Below are 16,113 nucleotides of genomic sequence, written 5' to 3'. Positions count from 1 at the left end.
CAAACCGAAATCTTCTCATCACACACTTCGGCCCTGCCGAACACGGGCCGCCACCAAGCGGCCCTTTTGTTTTGCTAGGATCGAGACAAACAACGGGATTTTGCTGACGCAAAACCCGGACCGGATTAAACGGGATTTTGCCTTCGGCAAAACCCGGAAAGAGCGGATAAATCCCATAGGGATTTACCGCGATGACGGATAAACCGCTTAGCGGTTTACCTAGTTGGCGCGGGGTGGAGCAGCCCGGTAGCTCGTCAGGCTCATAACCTGAAGGCCGCAGGTTCAAATCCTGCCCCCGCAACCAACGAACCCTGTGATCCCACCAAGCCCCTGCCATGCAGGGGCTTCTTGTGGGGCTTCTTGCGTTTTGGACCCATCATTCCTCGAGAACGGCCGTTTCCCCGAGGAAGGCTGGGTTCTTCTTGCCGCAGGCGACGGACAGGATCGCGGCCAGATCGCCGCGCAGTACGATCGCCAGCTCCTCGCCATCTGGAACCAGTTCGATCCTTTCGACCAGCGTGCGCAACATCTGGTTGGCTTCGCAACCTGCCGAGCAATATGGGCAAGACCACATTCATCCGCGCCTGGTCGCCGGAACGTCGCCCCTCCCGAACGAGATGGACGAGGCACTCGGACCGCAAATGGCGGGGGTCGGCGCGATCGGTAATCAGGAGACGACCCCGCAGATCGGCAAGAGAGAGTTTGGAAGCCTCGTCGATCTGGGTTTCCACCCCTGGGGGACGCATATATACGGCAGTCCCATTCGATTCAGCGCAGCAGCGGTCCGCGAGCGGCCATGAGGTACGCTCGTCCAATTGATCGCGCTGAAGCGGGAAACCCGGAAAGGGATTTCCCGATTTTTTCTTTTCTTCTTTTCTCGGCTACAGATACGTTGGCCGACGATGTGTTGCATGGTCCTCCCTTTGGCTTCTGCGACCATTCTCAGCCCCACATGCTGGACAGCGGCGCTGCGGCCAGCTTGTCGCCGAACGGCACCACATCAGTGCTGTCATAGAGGACGACGCCGAAGGCGAAACGATCGCCGCAGGCCCCTGCAAGTGCGCGGAGCCCTCCGAAATCGCCGGCCTTGACCGTGGCGCTGGCCTTGACCTCGATGCCAGCGATCATCCCATCGTCGCGTTCCAGTACGATGTCCACCTCGCGCATGTCCCGATCCCGGAAATGATATGGCGTCAACCGCAGGTTCGACGCCGTCATTAGCTTCAGAACTTCGGAAAACACGAAGCTCTCCAGCAGCGCGCCGAATGCTCCGCGATCCGCCTTCACTCGGTCGAAGGTGAGCCCGCGCACACTGGCCAGCAGACCTGAATCGAGGAAATGCAGCTTGGGCGTCTTGACGATACGCTTCAGCGTATTGGTGAACCAAGGCTGTACCGTTGCGACCAGGAAAACCTGTTCGAGCAGGCCGACATAACGCTGCCCAGTCTTGTGACTGACGTTGATGCTGCCGCCGAACTGCGAATAGTTGACCAATTGGCTTGTATGTTCGGCCAATAGCCGCACGAACTTCGGCAGCTCGGTCAGCTTCTCCACATCGGCAATGTCTCGGAGATCTCGCGTCAGGATAGAAGTCAGATAGGACCGCGCCCAATCTTGCCGTCGTCGTTCGCTGTTGCGGCTGATCGCTTCGGGGAATCCCCCGAGCAGAACGAGTTGGACGAAGTCGTCTCCGATGATAGAGCTCCGCGGGCTCTTTAGCTTCCCGTCGAAAAGGTGCTCCAGAAAGGACGGCGTCCGGCCTTCGATCTCGGCCCTCGCCAGCGGCAGCATTCGGATGGTCTCCATTCGCCCGGCCAAGCTGTCCGCAATCCGCGGTAAAGTCAGCACGTTTGCTGACCCGGTAAGTAGAAACCTGCCCTGACGATAGTCCTCATCGACTGTCTTCTTGATCGCCAGCAGCAGGTCTGGCGCACGCTGAATCTCGTCGATGATGGCTCTATCCAGGCCCCGAATGAAGCCGGCAGGATCAGATTGGGCGGCCTCGAGAACTGTCTGATCGTCGAGGGTGATATAGGTTCGGCCGGCTTCTCCCATCTTTCGGACAAGTGTAGTCTTGCCGGCCCGGCGCGGTCCTACGATGAGGACGACGGGAGTATCCAAAAGGGCTTCCTCCGCCCGCTGCTCTACAAACCTTTCGAACATGCTTCCCTCGAATCTCGGACGATTGGAACTATCGTACTCGGCTGATTGGAAGTCAATGTCCCGCTAATTGGAACTTGCAAGGCCGAAATTTGGGAAGAAGGATTTGGTATTTCTCGCTCAACCAATGGCGGGAATCGTTTGGTTGCGAGCCCCCGCTGCGCGCTTCCAAAAAGCCCCCAAGCAGAAATGTTAGGGGGCTTTTTGACGTTCTAGGCACAGCGCTAGCCAATGCGTCGGTCCACCCTCCGGACCACGACGGAAGACGCGTGGAACGGTTCTTCAACAGGATCAAGCAGTTCCGAGGCATCGCAACACGATATGACAAGCGCCCAGAAAACTACTTCGCCGACCGGCTGCTCCGCGACATACGCCTGGCACAAGAGAGATTGGTCGAAATTGCTGACAAGCCTGATGGTCCGCCCGCCACCGACGGCGAGGCATTACCGCTCGAAGACTTTCTGTCTGGCTTACGGATTGCTTGGCGTGGTGGTGAAGTGAAACCGACTGCCCGCTCCAAGCCAGCGGCCAAGCGAGAGCGGCGGAGGCCCGATCCTCTACTCGCCGTCACTGCCGAACTCGAGGAATGGTTCGAGGCGGAGCCGTGGCGAACTTCGCGAGAGTTGCTTGAACGCTTGCAGGTCAAATACCCCGGCGTGTATCCCGACGGCCTCATTCGGACCGTGCAGCGCCGAATGAAGATCTGGCGCAGTACACAGGCCAATGCGCTGGTGTTCGGGCCATTCGCCGATGCCGCGCGGCCGACGGAAATCGTAGAGGTCGCGCAGTGAAATCATTACCGAACAATACAGGAATGGCATCCGCGCTCTTACCGCCAGGTTGGCCTTCGACAACCCGACCCGACCGGAAAACATGATGACCGCCCGCGAATCCGCCCGCTCGCTACAGCGCTATTGAGGGCGCGCTCGCGAGCGGCTTCGCTACCTCCGTCACCTGCACCAGGTGCGGGGACACGATCGGAACAACCCGTGAGGCATTCGAGAACATCCGAGTGAGGCAACGGCATTATTCTCTGGGAACACTCTTGGGTGAGGCAATACGCATCTCACCGTGATTGCCGCCGCGCAGCGAGCGACCTCCGCATCTTTTGCAGGCCGATCCCGAACCTTTTGCCGCAGGTCGCGCTGTCGTTCGTATTGATCCGAAAGGCGGCGCGCGCGCGCCCGGAACCGATCGGGAACTGCGGCGTTGGGACTAGCCTTTGGCTGACACAAAAAAGTCGGAGCCGCGGGGCATGGCCCCTTGGGGCGCGCGAACAGGCGTGCCGTTCTGCCGGCTTTGATGCGGGCGATAAGCGCAACTGGCGCGGAGACCTCCCAATAAGAGGAACAAAGATGATGTCGATTCGATCCAAACTTTTCGCAACGGTGACCTTGCCCGTCTTCGCCGTATCTTTGGCAATTCAGCCGGCGCTAGCCGAGAGCCTGAGGGCGCCGTTCCAGGTAGCGCAGGAAGGGACTGAGCAGCAGTCTCCCGAGGACTTGCTTCTGCTCAAGAAGCGGAAGAAGCAACATGCCGCCGAGGAAGGGCAGACAGAACAGCAGCAACCGCAGGCCGAGGAGCCGCAGCGTCAGGTCGAAGAGCCGGTTCGCAAGAAGCGCAATCAGCAGGCCGAAGAGCAGCAGCCCGGCTCCGAGGAAAACTCACCGCGGCAGGCTGAAGAACTGCAAGCGCCTGTGCGCAAGAAGAGGAAGCAGCACGCCGAAGAACAGCAGCCTGGCGTCGAGGAAAGCGCTCCGCAGCAAGCCGAAGAGCAACAAACTCCTGTGCGCCAGAAGCGCAAGCAGCAGGCGGAGGAGCAGCAGCCTGGTGCAGAGGAAGGGACTCCGCAGCAGGCCGAAGAGCAACAAACTCCGGTGCGCAAGAAGCGCAAGCAGCAAGCTGAGGAACGGCAGCCTGGTGTCGAGGAAGCGGCTCCGCGGCAGGCTGAGGAGCAACAAAATCTTGTGCCCAAGAGGCGCAAGCAGCAGGCCCAAGACCAGCAGCCCGCCGTAGAGGAAGGCACCCCGCAGCAGGTCGAAGAACATCAGGTACCCGCGCCCAAGAAGCGCAAGCAGCAGGCGGAAGAACGGCAGCCCGCCTCAGAGGAGGGCACCCCTCAGAAGGCCGAGGAACAGCAGGTACCGCTGCCCAAGAAGCGCAAGCAGCAAGCTGAAGGAAAGCAGCCCGAGGAGCAAAAGGCCCTCGAAGAGCGTGCCGCACCGACGGGCGAAACCACAGCAGAGCAGCCGACGCCGCAGACAGGCGAGGGTGAGCAGCAGCCAGTTCGAGGAGCCGAACAACCCGCAACGGCCGAGCAGCGCCAGGGTGAGGAACCTCAAGGTAAGCCCGCTCCGATCGTTGTCGACAAGCGCACGAAGGAAGAGAAGCGCAAGATCGCCCAGGATCCGGCGGCGACCGACGAAACCGTGCTGCTTCCGGTCGATAACGGCGCGGCTGTGCTCGACAGCGACAAGGACGCCGATAACTCCGGGGGCAACCGGGCGCGCGAGGCTCGGCGCAAGCAGCGCGAAGAGCTACGCGTCCAGGATCAGAACATAGCGCCGCCGACCGACGACGCCGCGGCCCAGGCGGAGATTCCGGCCGAGATGCGGCAGGCGGTTCCGCAGAGAATCGAGGCCGCGATCAAGGAAGAAGGCCGACGCGTCGAAGCGGCGCCGGTCTTCTCGGTCCCAGAGACGACGAACATCGTCAACGACACCGTCATCAACAATACGGTGATCAATAGCACGACGGTCAACAACACCACGAACAATGATGTGACCGAGGTGCAGGTCGTCGAGAGGGTCGACGATCGCGTCGTCCTCGGTGTCGGCGACCAGATCTTCGTGCGTGGTGACGATCGTCCGCGGCTGCGCCACGATGCGCAGGAGGCCTACTACGACGAGCTTCCGCGCGGCCGCGTTCGCGAAACGATCGTCCGTCCGGGCGGCTACCGCATCGTCACTGTTTACGACCGTTACGGCGACATCTTGCAGCGCTCGCGCGTCGACGGCGACGGCAACGAATATGTGCTGATGTATGCGCCGGAGTATCAGGAGGATCGGCGCCCGGCGATCCTCGACGTCGGCTACGAACTGCCTCCGATGCGTCTGACGATTCCGGTCGATGACTACATCGTCGATTACTCGGAAGATCCGGAAAGGGACTACTACGAATTCCTGTCCGAGCCGCCGGTCGAACGTGTCGAACGCGTCTATACGATCGATGAGGTCCGCAATTCGGCCCGCCTCCGTGACAAGGTCCGGCGCATCGATCTCGACACGATCCACTTCCCGACGGGAAGTGCCGAAGTCTCGATGTCGCAGGCAAAGACACTGCGAACGGTCGCCGAGGCAATGCAGAAGGTTCTCGACAAGGATCCCGGTGAAACCTTCTTCATCGAGGGGCATACGGACGCTGTCGGTTCTGACCGCGCGAACTTGGTCCTGTCCGATGAACGTGCCGAGTCCGTCGCAGTCCTCCTGACTGAGGTCTATGGTATCCCGGCGGAAAACCTTGTCACGCAAGGCTATGGTGAGCGCTTCCTGAAAATCGGCACGCAGGAACCCGAGGAGGAGAACCGCCGGGTGACCATCCGAAGGGTGACGCCGCTGGTGCGCCCGGTCGCGCAGCGGTAACCGAAATCTGCGTCGCCATGCGTCTTATCAGACGTCTGGCGACGCAGCATGCTGAGTTGCTGCATCTTCTACGTCCTTACTGGCGACAAGCATCCGTGAATATGGGAAAATGCGCGCAGATTAAGCCCAACGATATCGTGGCGCCCCAGGAGCAGTCATCGCTGTGGATCGAAAGCTCGCAGCCATCCTTTCAGCCGATGTTGCTGGCTTCAGTCGCCTTGCGGCGCTGGACGAGGAAGGTACGCTTGCCGCACTAAATGTGTGTCGCAACAGGATTGCCGAAGTGGTGAAGGAGCATGGCGGCCGTATCTTCGGTAGCGCCGGTGACGGTTTTGTCGCCGAGTTTCCAAGCGCTGTCCAGGCCGTCCGGTGCTCGGTCGAAATCCAGCGTCGTCTTTTCAGAGCCTCAGAAGATCGCCCACCCGATCGCCGGTTGGAGTTCCGCATAGGCATCAACCTGGGTGACGTGGTCGTGTCGGGAGACGACCTGCTCGGCGACGGCGTCAATATCGCGGCGCGCGTGCAGGAGATCGCCGCTCCGTCAGGCATCTGCATTTCCGCATCGGTGCGCGAGCATCTCGATGGGAAAGTGCCGTTCCCGCTGATCTCTCTCGGCGAGCGCAACCTGAAGAACATCCCGCGGCCAATTTTCGTCTTTCGGGTTGATTGGCAGCAAGAGACGGCTGTCGAAGGCGGCATCGCGTCCGCGCCATCACTTTCTGCCCGCCGTGGCAAGGACCAGCCATCGATCGTCGTCATGCCCTTCGACAACCTCAGCGGACAGGGCGACGAATACTTCGTGGACGGCGTTGTAGAGGAGATCACCGCCGCGCTCTCGTGCGTTCGGAATTTCTTTGTAATCGCGCGACAGTCCGCGTTCACCTACAAGGGGCGCTTTGTCGACGTGCGTGAGGTCGGCAGGGAACTCGGCGTCAATTATGTGGTCGAGGGCACCGTTCGCCGAGGCGGCGACCGACTGCGCATTTCCGTGCAATTGGTCGATGCGGAGACAAGAACCCAGTTCTGGTCCGATCGCTACGAGGGCGCAATCGAAGATATGTTCGAATTCCAGGATCGGATCGCGGCGCAGGTGGCAGGCGCCATTCACCCGGCCATTCGCGATGCCGAGATCGAACTGGCCAGGCGCAGGCCGCCGACCAGTCTCCGGGCCTATGATTTCGTCATGCGCGCCTACCCGAACCTCTGGGGCCGCCGCAAGGATACCAACAACCAGGCGATCGAACTGCTTCGGCAAGCGGTCGCTGTTGATCCGGGTTATGGCCGCGCGCACGCACTTTTGGCGTGGTGCCACGCCTCGAACGCCTCCTACCTGTGGACCGAACAACCGGAACGCGAGCTGGAAATGGCGCGCGCGGCGGTTGATGCTGTAGGCTCAATCAGCGACGATCCGACCGCCCTGACTGCCGCCGGTGCGGCATTGAGCATTTGCGGCGACCAGGAGCGCGCCACCACCTTTATCGAAAAGGCGCTTGCGCTTGATCCAAACAATGCCTGGGCATGGGCGCGCCTGGGCTGGCTTGCGATCTACAAGGACGAAGCCACTCTGGCAACGGAACGCTTCCAGCGGGGGATGACCCTGAGCCCAAGAGATCCGCTCGCATTCAACATGAGATTGGGGATGGCTTTTTCCTTGGCCATGGAAGGTGCTCTTTCACAAGCGATTGCGATAGCCCATGAGGTCGTCAACACCTATCCAGACGTCACATGGTCCTACCGTCATCTCGCCGCCTGGTCGGCGATGAACGGAGACTTGGAGACCGCCCGATGGGCTGCAGGGAAGCTATTGGCGGCCGAGCCAGGCTTTACCATCGACCGATATCGAGCGCTTCCCTGGTTTCAAAACATCCCGCGGTGGCAAGATCAAATGGCCGAGGGGTTGCGGAAAGCGGGATTGCCTGAACGCTGATGGCCATTCAAGGACATGGGCGATTGCTGGAGAAGGCGCAAAGCACTCTGCCCCCGCATAGGGGCCCAACGGCTCGGCTCCCGGATCTTGCGGCGAGGGCACCTGGATTACTTGCTGGACTCGGATAGCGGGCCGGTCTGCTACTGCTCTTCGCTTCCGTTAAATTCCCGACCCGTCGAGCTCTTGGTCGTCATCACCTTCCCAGGGTAAGGGCATCGAGGTGAGATTGAGATTGGCCGAGGGCATCGGCATCCAGCATTTCAGTTCCGGCTCGGCGTACTCGACGATGCGGCCGGGCGAGGAATCGGAGGCGCGCCAGCCTTCTCTACCGAACTGATCGCCATTCGACCAATAGGCAAGGTCAACTTCCGCTGTCCCTTGTTCGGACGGGCGGATCGTGACGAGGATCCGACTGCCGTTTTTCGGTGCGCTTGCCATGTGGCGCCAGCGGTCTGGCTCAGCCATCATTCGTCCTCCTCCTCGCTCCCGGTTGCAAGTTTCGCCGCGCCGTCGAAAACGGTCAACACAAACTTTGGGCAACCCACCGTCTATCGATTTGGGCGTTCGATCCTCGACATGCTGTACGCGCATGATCGCAGCGAGCAAGCGTCGCTCAGATGTTGGCGGCGGCGGATCGCCGTAACCCGTGAATCCAATGCGTTCCGCCGTTTCGGCGCGCACCGGAGCCCGCACATTCAAGATCCGATCGACGACTTCAAAGCCGATGTCTGCGGCTTTGAAGCGTGTTCAGGAGAGCCGGGTGCTGATCGTGGCACTAGCCGATCGTTCGCACGCTATCGGCCATCAGCTTGATGCCGAGTGCGCCCACCACAGCGCCAGCCACGCGGTCAATCCAGGTCTTCGAGCGCAGATAGACGACCCGCGGCGCACGTGACGAAAAACCAAGGGCGACAATCGCATACCACACGAACTCGTTGATGAAGAGCAGTGGCGGAAGCGCCAGCAGCATCCAGGTGGGTGTGGGAGACGGTAGCAGCGCAGCAAACATGGATGCATAGAAGATGGCCGTCTTCGGATTGGAAATCTGCACGAAAAGGCCCCGCAGCAGAGACTTCCACAGTGTACCTGGTTGATCTGCGGGCGCATCGGCAATCGCTATCGTCTGGGGAGCGGCACGCCAGATACCGACGCCGATCCAGACGAGGTACGCGCCACCGGCGAGCCTGAGCAGCATGCTGAGCCACTCCACTTGAAGGAGGATTGCCGTCAGGCCGGCGACTGCAATGCAAGCGAATAGAAAGCCGCCAATTCCCATGCCTACCGCTGCCATTAATCCGTCAGCGCGTGACCGGGCGATCGCGATACGCGACACCACAATAAAGCTTGGGCCAGGACTCATGGCTCCAAGAAGGAAGACGCCCAGGATGGTGACAAGAATTGCGAATTCATGCATGTCGCTTCCTCCCGAAAAATCCGGCACCGCGGTGCGCCAGCACTATGGCGACTGTTGCGTCGTTGCTCAATCGTCCGAGTGCTCAGTCCAGCACGCGCGACCGACGCGTATCCTCATTTGGGGCGATTTGGCCGTTGCTCGGTTCCCTCAGGCAAATTCCACTGTGGCCTGGGCCTCGTTGACCACCCAGGCGATGAATACCTTCGCGAGTGGGGAATGGTCGCGGTTCTTTTGCGTGATGATGTAATAGCCCTTCGTTGCCGATTTTATGAAACCTATGAGCGGGCGGACGAGCGCACCTTGGGCAAGCTCTTCGCCAGCAGTGATGTTGTCTCCCATCGCTATGCCAATTCCGCAGCGCGCGGCAGCAAGATTCTGATTGAAATCCTCGAAACTCAGGCGACGCACAGTTGGCGGTATTTCCTGGCCGTGCTGGCTGAACCAGTCGTTCCAGTGCGTCCAGCCGACGCCATCGAGAAGCACGTGGCGCGTCAGGTCCCTGGTGCGCTTGATGTCGCCGTCGCGGTTGATGAGAATCGGGCTGCAGACCGGAAAGATCTCCATCTGGTTGAGTGGCGTCGTTTCCCCTTTTGCAACGCTTGGATCGCCGAACATGATCGCGAGTTCCGCCTGGCCGTCCGGAAAGGGTTCGCCCCATTCCGGCATGGAGAGGATCTGCAGTTCCGACACGCGCATATCGTTCGTAAAACTTGCCAAGCCGTGGCACGAGCCAACGGGTCGCAAAGGCGGGCATGCAGCGCACCGCAAGGCGCCCGGCGATCGGGTTTCGCTGGAGCCCGAGCACCGCGTCGTTGAGCGTCTCGAAGGATTGCGTGAGCTTGGAAAAGAGCTCCTGTCCTTGCGGGGGCAGGACGAAACTGTCGCGAGATTTCGTCGCCAAGGCGAAACCGAAATGCTCCTCCAACTGTCGGAATTGCTTGCTGACTGCGCCAGGCGTCACATGAAGGCCCTTCGCGGTGGTGCGGTGGCGCAGAATTATTGGGCGGCGTGAACCCGCTCAAAGCAGTTTGGCGGCAAAATCGCCGTGGGCCTTATGTTGGTCAACACATGAACGCCTACGGTCGGAGTTTGGGACGGCGTAACCGGGCTGATCGAGGTCTGCGAGAAGGCCGGAGCCGGAAGGCTGCCAGCCAAGCAGTGTCCGCGTACGCGCGCTGGAAGCGGCCATGTCGGCGCCTGCCATCGTGGCAAACCAGCCGAAGTGTTCACGCGGTCGCGCCTCGACAGGAAGGTTGAGCTGGCGGCCGATTACAGCGGCGATTTCCTTGAACGGGACTGCCTCGTCGGCGACGGCGTGGTACACCGGTTCCGTCACGCCCTGCTCCAGCGCGAGCCGGTAGACGCGGGCGGCATCCAGCCTATGAACACCCGACCAGCAGTTCTGTCCTTCGTCGATATAGGCCGAAACGCCCGTCGCGTGCGCCAGCTTCACCAGGACCGGAACAAAGCCGTAATCGCCGATCCCGTGAACCGACGGGGCGAGGCGTACGGTTGCTGCGCGCACGCCCCGGGCGGCAAGCGTTCTTGCTGCCGCCTCCGACTTGCGCGGGCTGGCCGGGTTCGGAAGATCCATTTCGGTGACGCCGCGCGGCAGGCCGGACAAACCGGAGGTAACCAGCAGCGGCCGGTTTGATCCTTCGAGTACACTGCCCAGGATCTCGATCACGCGTTGGTCCTGTGCGGCACTTTCGAGGAATGTCGTGAAGCCATGGTTCCCGGCGGAATGGATGAAATCATGGTTGAAAGCGGTATGGACGACGGCGTCTGCTGCCGAGGCGGCTTCGCGCAGGACATCAAGGTCGTCGAGCGAGCCTTGGACTATATTGGCGCCGGCGGCGACAAGATGTTCTGCTTTCTCCATGGAGCGGGCAAGGCCGGTGACGCGGTGACCGGCGCGTAAAAGGTCGTCCACGATGGCCGCGCCGACCCAGCCGGTCGCGCCTGTAACGAATACGTGCATGATGTTTCTCCAGTCTTTGGGCAAGTCTTGAAGGTTGGGTAGCCGCAGATCTATCCGGCCCGAATGGACAGTTCGACATCCTCCGCGAAGGGCACGGAGATATAGACCGAGGCGTCTGAGCGAACATGGGCAAGGTAGTCGGGGCAATCGTCGGCGTTATCGGCGACAATCAATGCGCCGGGTTTCAAGCGGTCTTCCACCAGAGCCAGCACGTCGCGGTAGAGGGCTTTGGCGCCATCGAGCAGCAGCAGATCGATCGTCTCGGGAAGATCGGTGCTCAAGGTCTTGAGCGCATCGCCTTCCCGGATTTCGACAAGGTCGATAAGGCCGCCGTCAGCCAGGTTTTGGCGTGCCCGTAGGATCTTGGAAGGCTCGAACTCGCTGGTGATCAATTGCCCGCCGCCATTGTCCCGCAGCGCGGCGGCAAGATGGAGCGTGGAGATGCCGAAGGATGTGCCGAATTCCACGATCGATTTCGCGCCGCAGCTGCGAGCCAGCATGTAAAGCAGCGTGCCCGTTTCGCGCGATACCGGGAGCCAGAGATCCTTCAGTCGCCCATACAAATCGAGATATTCCGTCTTGCTGCGCACGAGGCGTTCGCGCTCCTCGCGCGAAAGCGCGGCCATCGCCGGACTTGATGCCGCATCGGCTTCTTTGAACAGGCGATCGAGAAGCGGTGCGAGAGGTTCTGTCGTCAAGGTCGTCATGAAAAGCTCCGTTGCAGGAATGCGGCTTGTGTTGAAATCGAAAATACGAATAATTCGTCGCATTCGCTAATCGCATTGCCGAGCGCCCCAATGACGGATCGTCCAAGTGCCCGTATATCCTCAAGAAAGCAGCCGAGACAGGCACGCTCGAACGAGCTTGTCCGAGCCATTTTGCAGGCTGCTGTTCATGTTTTGGCAGAGGAAGGTGCGCAGAGATTCACCACCGCTCGGGTAGCTGAAAAAGCCGGCGTGAGCATCGGATCGCTCTACCAGTATTTTCCCAACAAGGCGGCAATCCTCTTTCGATTGCAACGCGACGAGTGGCAGCAGACTACGGATCTTCTGCGGGGTATCCTCGAGGACCGCTCGCAATCGCCGCTTCAGCGGCTACGGACCCTCGTCCAAGCCTTTATCTGGTCTGAATGCGAGGAGGCGACCGTCCGCGTCGCGCTTGATGACGCCGCCCCGCTCTATCGCGATGCGCCCGAAGCCCGAGAGGCAAAGGAAGCGGGCGATCCGATCTTCGAAAATTTCATGCTGGAAGTGCTTCCCCACAGCACCGGTTCCGTCCGGCAATTGACCGCGGATCTGATCATCACGACGATGACCACTGTCGGTAAGGAGTTTTCAGAGACGCCAAGGAGTCTGGCCGAGATAGAGGTCTACGCCGATGCCATGGCCGACATGTTCTGCGCCTACATCAGCAGCATGGCTGACGGAGCTAAATCGTAGCGCCGGAAACGTCTCTCTGAAGCGGGCGGTGCCGGCCGGTTGAACCGACTGAGTAATTGACTGGCGGCCGGTTCGATTGCATGTCGCCGAGATGCCCGTCCGTGCGCCGCAATCAGCCGCCCGACCAGAAGCGTTCCTTGTCAAAGGCCTTTTTCTGTTCGCCGAGTTTAGAAGCCCCATTCGGTATGAGGTTTGCATCCTCAGCGCTTGCCACGGAGAACACCAGGCTTGCCGGAAGGATCAGCTGCTCAAGATCTTTGGCCGGCGCCAGCGCCCACTTGAAGAGTGCAGCGTCACGAATTGACCACTCCGTCTTCGCGGACGGCGAGCCGGTGAGGCTTGATTCGCTGGCGCTCGGCGCCCGCATCGTGCCCGTGCCAAGTGCGATCTTGAACGACGAGGACGGAACGAATGCAGAGGTGTTTATCGGGAGCGCACGCTCGCTGGCGACCGTGCGGAGCGCCGGGAGCGGTACGGTGATTGAAGCAAGGTCGAAGAACGGCGGTTCTTCGACAGCCTGCTTGAGGGTCTGGCGTTCGAGGGCTTCTTCCCCACGGCTCTTGCGCGTCGGAAGCATTGCGGTGAGCAGGGTGTTGTCGGAGGGTGCCGCAGACTTGAATTTCGCTGGACCAGCACTGTTGGCGGCCACGATCGAGGTGGCCTTCACCCGTCGTTTGTAGTCGGCCATCGCCTGGTCATAACCTGGCAAGGCCCCGCCATTGGCAGGAAGATGAAGCGTCTGCCCCTTCGGGAAAATGCGGGCCAGTTCCTGGCGCGACATCCGCGGCCACGCCCGCACGTTTCCGACATCGAGATGCACGAAGGGAGACCCGGAGGTGGGATAGTAACCGACCCCTCCGACTTGCATCTGCATGGCGATCTCCCGCAACCGAGCGAGTTTCACGCCTGGAATGTAGAAGTCCATCGCCTTTCCCAGCATGTGCTGGCTGTTCTTGGCGACCCCGGTACTGCGCGAACGCCCGCGCAGCATGTTGTTGGTCGCGGGCGAGCGGTAAGCGGAGACGATGTTGATGTAGTCCTTCGCCCCTGCGCGCTGGTAGACTTCCCAGACTAGGTCGAGAAGACGCGGGTCCATGCGGGCAGGCTCGTTCCTTCGCCAGTCGCGCAGAAAGCGATTGATTTGTGCGAGCCCTTTCGGGTCGTATTTACCGTCCCGCTTGAAGGTGATCGTGGCACGCTCGCCGGTGTGGGTGAAGAACAGTTTTAATGATCGAACTTCCGCCGAAGACGCGGTGGTGGTGAAGGCCATGGTGGACGCAGCGATGGCGGTGATCGCGCTCACACGCCCAAACCATCGCGCAATGCGCTGGACGCTTCTTCTTGCGACGCCACACGATACAGGCGCCGGATACACGGTTACTGGATACTCAGACACGGCGGGTTCCGATTCATTCGAGGTACAATCCACCGGCGGCAAAGACCGGTGGTTCGGCTCTTCGACGGAAATTATGGTCAACGAAGGATTAAGAACCCGTTGATGCTACCCCAGAGGCTTCATGATGAAGAATTCCTGCGACGAGCAGGTCCCCACGACCCGGCTTTCGTTGCCAAATCGATCGGCCAAGGAGAGACCACTTGTTTTCTCCGGTCCATACGTTAGCTCATACTGAGTGAACCGGTTGCACCGTGGTATCTGCGTAGCCTGGGTGTCCTATGAGAAGTACTTCAGACGTCATTGCCGAACTGACGCAGGCCGAACGTGACGTTCACATGCTGACGGAGGGTGAAAAACTTCGCCTCCTCGTCCGAGCCTATGTCGCGGTCCAGGAAGGCTGGAAGATGCTCGGGCAGCCCGATCGACTAAAAGAGTCAGCCGAAACCATGGATATCATTCGGGCCGGGGGGATGCCGGTGCATCTCTACGATGACGAGATGCGGGCAATCCTCCAGGAGGCCGTCAAGGTCATCAGGCAGATCGAGGCCGCCATGGAAGCAAAAAACAATCCGATGCCCGCACCCGGCAAGCCTTAGGAGCAAGAGTCGTAACCGCCTGGCTGTACGGCTGAAGGCCATCGGTCGCGTGGTTCGTCGCCGCCCGTGCGTGGGACGTTCGCGAGACCAAGTTGCCATCGATTTCAGGAAAGAACGTCGTCGTCAGAGACAGGGAACGAAGATTCGATGGCCGCGCCAATGAAGGCTTTCCGCGATTGCCCAAGTTCGTCGCCGCGCTCCAGGGCAGCGCGGCAGCGGTTTCTTGCTCGTTCGTAGAACCATCCGCCCTGCGGCATTTCGCTGAGATACTGCAGGGCATCGTGTGGTCCGTTGATGGTGCGCTCGCCTTTCACACCAACCCTGACGGGGCGATCCCAAATGATAGCTTGCATCGCCGTTGTCTCCGGTTCGGCGCAGAACGCCTAGCCCGGAAAGTTGTTCCTGGGTCGGGCAGAGAGTGGCACCAGCCAATTTTGATTGCTTGCGCCCTCAACCCAGTCATGGACCATGTGGCACAACCTTGCGGGGCGGCGACCAAAATGGCACCGTGCACTGCGAGGAAAAATGACGATGGCCGATACACAAGCACTTTACCGCCTCTACGGCGTTCCGAGCTGGGGCTCCGTTCTCGTTGAAGCGGCGCTGGTGCAAGCGCGGCTACCCTACACGTTCGAGAATGTCGCGGGGTTCGATGAGCCCGGCCCGGCCCGGGACCGTCTTGTCGCCGTCAACCCGCTCGCACAGGTGCCCGTGCTCATACTTCCCGATGGCACGGTGATGACGGAGAGCGCGGCCATTCTGCTTCATCTTGCGGAGACATACCCAGAAGCCGGACTTGCGCCACCGGTCGGGGACCCGCTTCGTCCTGCCTTTCTTCGTCGCCTGATCTGGCTCGTGACTGCCGTATATGGGACCTTCACCTACGCTGACTACCCCGAGCGTTGGGCACCGAGCGTGCCGGACGAGTTGCGCAGCCGGGTGCTCGGGCGCCGAATGGATCTGTGGCGCCAATGGGAGGACGAGATCGCACCCGCGCCGTGGGCGCTCGGAGAGCGGTTCTCTGCCCTTGATATCTGGATCGCGGCGATGACGCGCTGGCGACCGGGGCGCGATTGGCTGGCGGCAAACTGCCCGAAGCTGCTCAGTATTGCTCTGCGTGTCGACGCGGATCCCGATCTTCGCGAGCTATGGACGAGCAACTTCGGCGCGATCTAATTCGCAACCCTGTCCCGGCGGGTGCGTGTGTCCTGCCGCTGCTGTGCAGCCTTTGCTACGGCGTCGACTCATAAACTTTGGCACCATATTCTTGTTGCGACGAGCTTTACGGCGGCGAGGTAGTTTTCCGGGCGTTTGTCATATCGGGTTGCGATGCCTCGGAACTGCTTGATCCTGTTGAAGAACCGTTCCACGAGATTGCGTTGCCGATAGACCCAGCGCGAAAACACGAAAGAGCCCTTGCGATTACGCTTCGGCGGGATGTTGGCCCAGGCCTTTCGCTCGGCGGCCTTAGCCCGAATGGCATTCGTGTCATAACCCTTGTCGGCCAGCAGGATGTCCCCCTCGCCAAGCTCATCCGTCAGCGCGTCGGCTTCGGCACA

At 60.6% G+C, this 16,113-nt stretch carries 16 protein-coding genes, 1 tRNA gene and 2 pseudogenes; 9 read left to right on the top strand and 10 right to left on the bottom strand.

The window, feature by feature from the left end:
* Positions 1-202: hypothetical protein (locus BLU35_RS35980; RefSeq protein WP_210185182.1), on the top strand; the 202-nt coding region annotated here is incomplete at its 5' end.
* A 25-nt stretch (positions 203-227) separates the two neighbouring features.
* Positions 228-304 (top strand) — tRNA-Met (locus BLU35_RS34020).
* Between the two features lie 72 nt (positions 305-376).
* On the opposite strand, the gene BLU35_RS35865 is transcribed toward BLU35_RS34020, so the two are convergent.
* Together BLU35_RS35865 and BLU35_RS34010 are read right to left on the bottom strand one after the other, a co-directional pair.
* Positions 377-529 (bottom strand): hypothetical protein, encoded by a 153-nt coding sequence (locus BLU35_RS35865; RefSeq protein ID WP_176907578.1) that lies wholly within the window; start codon positions 527-529, stop codon positions 377-379.
* Positions 530-942: 413 nt separating this feature from the next.
* Positions 943-2,163, bottom strand: coding sequence for an ATP-binding protein (locus BLU35_RS34010; protein WP_093236409.1), 1,221 nt, complete (start codon positions 2,161-2,163; stop codon positions 943-945).
* A 266-nt stretch (positions 2,164-2,429) separates the two neighbouring features.
* On the opposite strand from BLU35_RS34010, the pseudogene BLU35_RS35455 reads away from it, so the two are divergent.
* From BLU35_RS35455 to BLU35_RS33995, 4 genes and pseudogenes are all read left to right on the top strand, one after another.
* Positions 2,430-2,510: pseudogene (locus BLU35_RS35455) on the top strand (IS5/IS1182 family transposase); the annotation flags it as partial.
* A 3-nt stretch (positions 2,511-2,513) separates the two neighbouring features.
* Positions 2,514-2,951 (top strand): annotated as a pseudogene (locus BLU35_RS34005) (transposase); the annotation flags it as partial.
* Between the two features lie 567 nt (positions 2,952-3,518).
* Positions 3,519-5,801 (top strand): OmpA family protein, encoded by a 2,283-nt coding sequence (locus BLU35_RS34000; RefSeq protein WP_093236414.1) that lies wholly within the window; start codon positions 3,519-3,521, stop codon positions 5,799-5,801.
* A 163-nt stretch (positions 5,802-5,964) separates the two neighbouring features.
* On the top strand, positions 5,965-7,728 hold the full coding sequence (locus BLU35_RS33995; RefSeq protein ID WP_093236408.1) for an adenylate/guanylate cyclase domain-containing protein: 1,764 nt from the start codon (positions 5,965-5,967) through the stop codon (positions 7,726-7,728).
* A gap of 159 nt (positions 7,729-7,887) precedes the next feature.
* On the opposite strand, the gene BLU35_RS33990 is transcribed toward BLU35_RS33995, so the two are convergent.
* From BLU35_RS33990 to BLU35_RS33965, 5 genes are all read right to left on the bottom strand, one after another.
* Entirely contained in the window at positions 7,888-8,193 is a 306-nt protein-coding gene (locus BLU35_RS33990; protein ID WP_093236413.1) for a hypothetical protein, read from the bottom strand.
* Positions 8,194-8,503: 310 nt separating this feature from the next.
* Entirely contained in the window at positions 8,504-9,142 is a 639-nt protein-coding gene (locus tag BLU35_RS33985; RefSeq protein WP_058321952.1) for a LysE family translocator, read from the bottom strand.
* Between the two features lie 147 nt (positions 9,143-9,289).
* Complete coding sequence (locus BLU35_RS33980; RefSeq protein ID WP_176907576.1) at positions 9,290-9,832, bottom strand: LysR substrate-binding domain-containing protein; 543 nt, start codon at positions 9,830-9,832, stop codon at positions 9,290-9,292.
* Positions 9,833-10,160: 328 nt separating this feature from the next.
* Positions 10,161-11,123 (bottom strand): SDR family oxidoreductase, encoded by a 963-nt coding sequence (locus BLU35_RS33970; protein ID WP_093236405.1) that lies wholly within the window; start codon positions 11,121-11,123, stop codon positions 10,161-10,163.
* 50 nt (positions 11,124-11,173) lie between these two features.
* Complete coding sequence (locus tag BLU35_RS33965; RefSeq protein ID WP_093236412.1) at positions 11,174-11,830, bottom strand: O-methyltransferase; 657 nt, start codon at positions 11,828-11,830, stop codon at positions 11,174-11,176.
* Between the two features lie 90 nt (positions 11,831-11,920).
* On the opposite strand from BLU35_RS33965, the gene BLU35_RS33960 reads away from it, so the two are divergent.
* Entirely contained in the window at positions 11,921-12,562 is a 642-nt protein-coding gene (locus BLU35_RS33960) for a TetR/AcrR family transcriptional regulator (protein WP_093236404.1), read from the top strand.
* A gap of 112 nt (positions 12,563-12,674) precedes the next feature.
* Here BLU35_RS33960 and BLU35_RS33955 read toward each other — a convergent pair whose 3' ends face one another.
* Positions 12,675-13,865 carry a peptidoglycan L,D-endopeptidase MepK gene (locus BLU35_RS33955; RefSeq protein ID WP_502688208.1) on the bottom strand — a complete coding sequence of 397 codons (1,191 nt, stop codon included), beginning with the start codon at positions 13,863-13,865 and terminating at the stop codon, positions 12,675-12,677.
* A 371-nt stretch (positions 13,866-14,236) separates the two neighbouring features.
* On the opposite strand from BLU35_RS33955, the gene BLU35_RS33950 reads away from it, so the two are divergent.
* Positions 14,237-14,554 carry a hypothetical protein gene (locus BLU35_RS33950; protein WP_093236403.1) on the top strand — a complete coding sequence of 106 codons (318 nt, stop codon included), beginning with the start codon at positions 14,237-14,239 and terminating at the stop codon, positions 14,552-14,554.
* A 104-nt stretch (positions 14,555-14,658) separates the two neighbouring features.
* Here BLU35_RS33950 and BLU35_RS33945 read toward each other — a convergent pair whose 3' ends face one another.
* Positions 14,659-14,907: a DUF982 domain-containing protein gene (locus BLU35_RS33945; RefSeq protein WP_093236402.1), complete on the bottom strand. Its 249-nt coding sequence runs from the start codon at positions 14,905-14,907 to the stop codon at positions 14,659-14,661.
* A 178-nt stretch (positions 14,908-15,085) separates the two neighbouring features.
* On the opposite strand from BLU35_RS33945, the gene BLU35_RS33940 reads away from it, so the two are divergent.
* Entirely contained in the window at positions 15,086-15,730 is a 645-nt protein-coding gene (locus BLU35_RS33940) for a glutathione S-transferase family protein (RefSeq protein ID WP_199536459.1), read from the top strand.
* A 68-nt stretch (positions 15,731-15,798) separates the two neighbouring features.
* Here the strand turns inward: BLU35_RS33940 and BLU35_RS33935 are convergent.
* On the bottom strand, positions 15,799-16,113 hold a 315-nt coding region (locus BLU35_RS33935), incomplete at its 5' end, for a transposase (RefSeq protein ID WP_143033052.1).

It is taken from the genome of Sinorhizobium sp. NFACC03 (assembly GCF_900103435.1).
Taxonomy (GTDB): Bacteria; Pseudomonadota; Alphaproteobacteria; order Rhizobiales; family Rhizobiaceae; genus Ensifer.
This window is presented reverse-complemented; position numbering and strand designations above follow the sequence as displayed.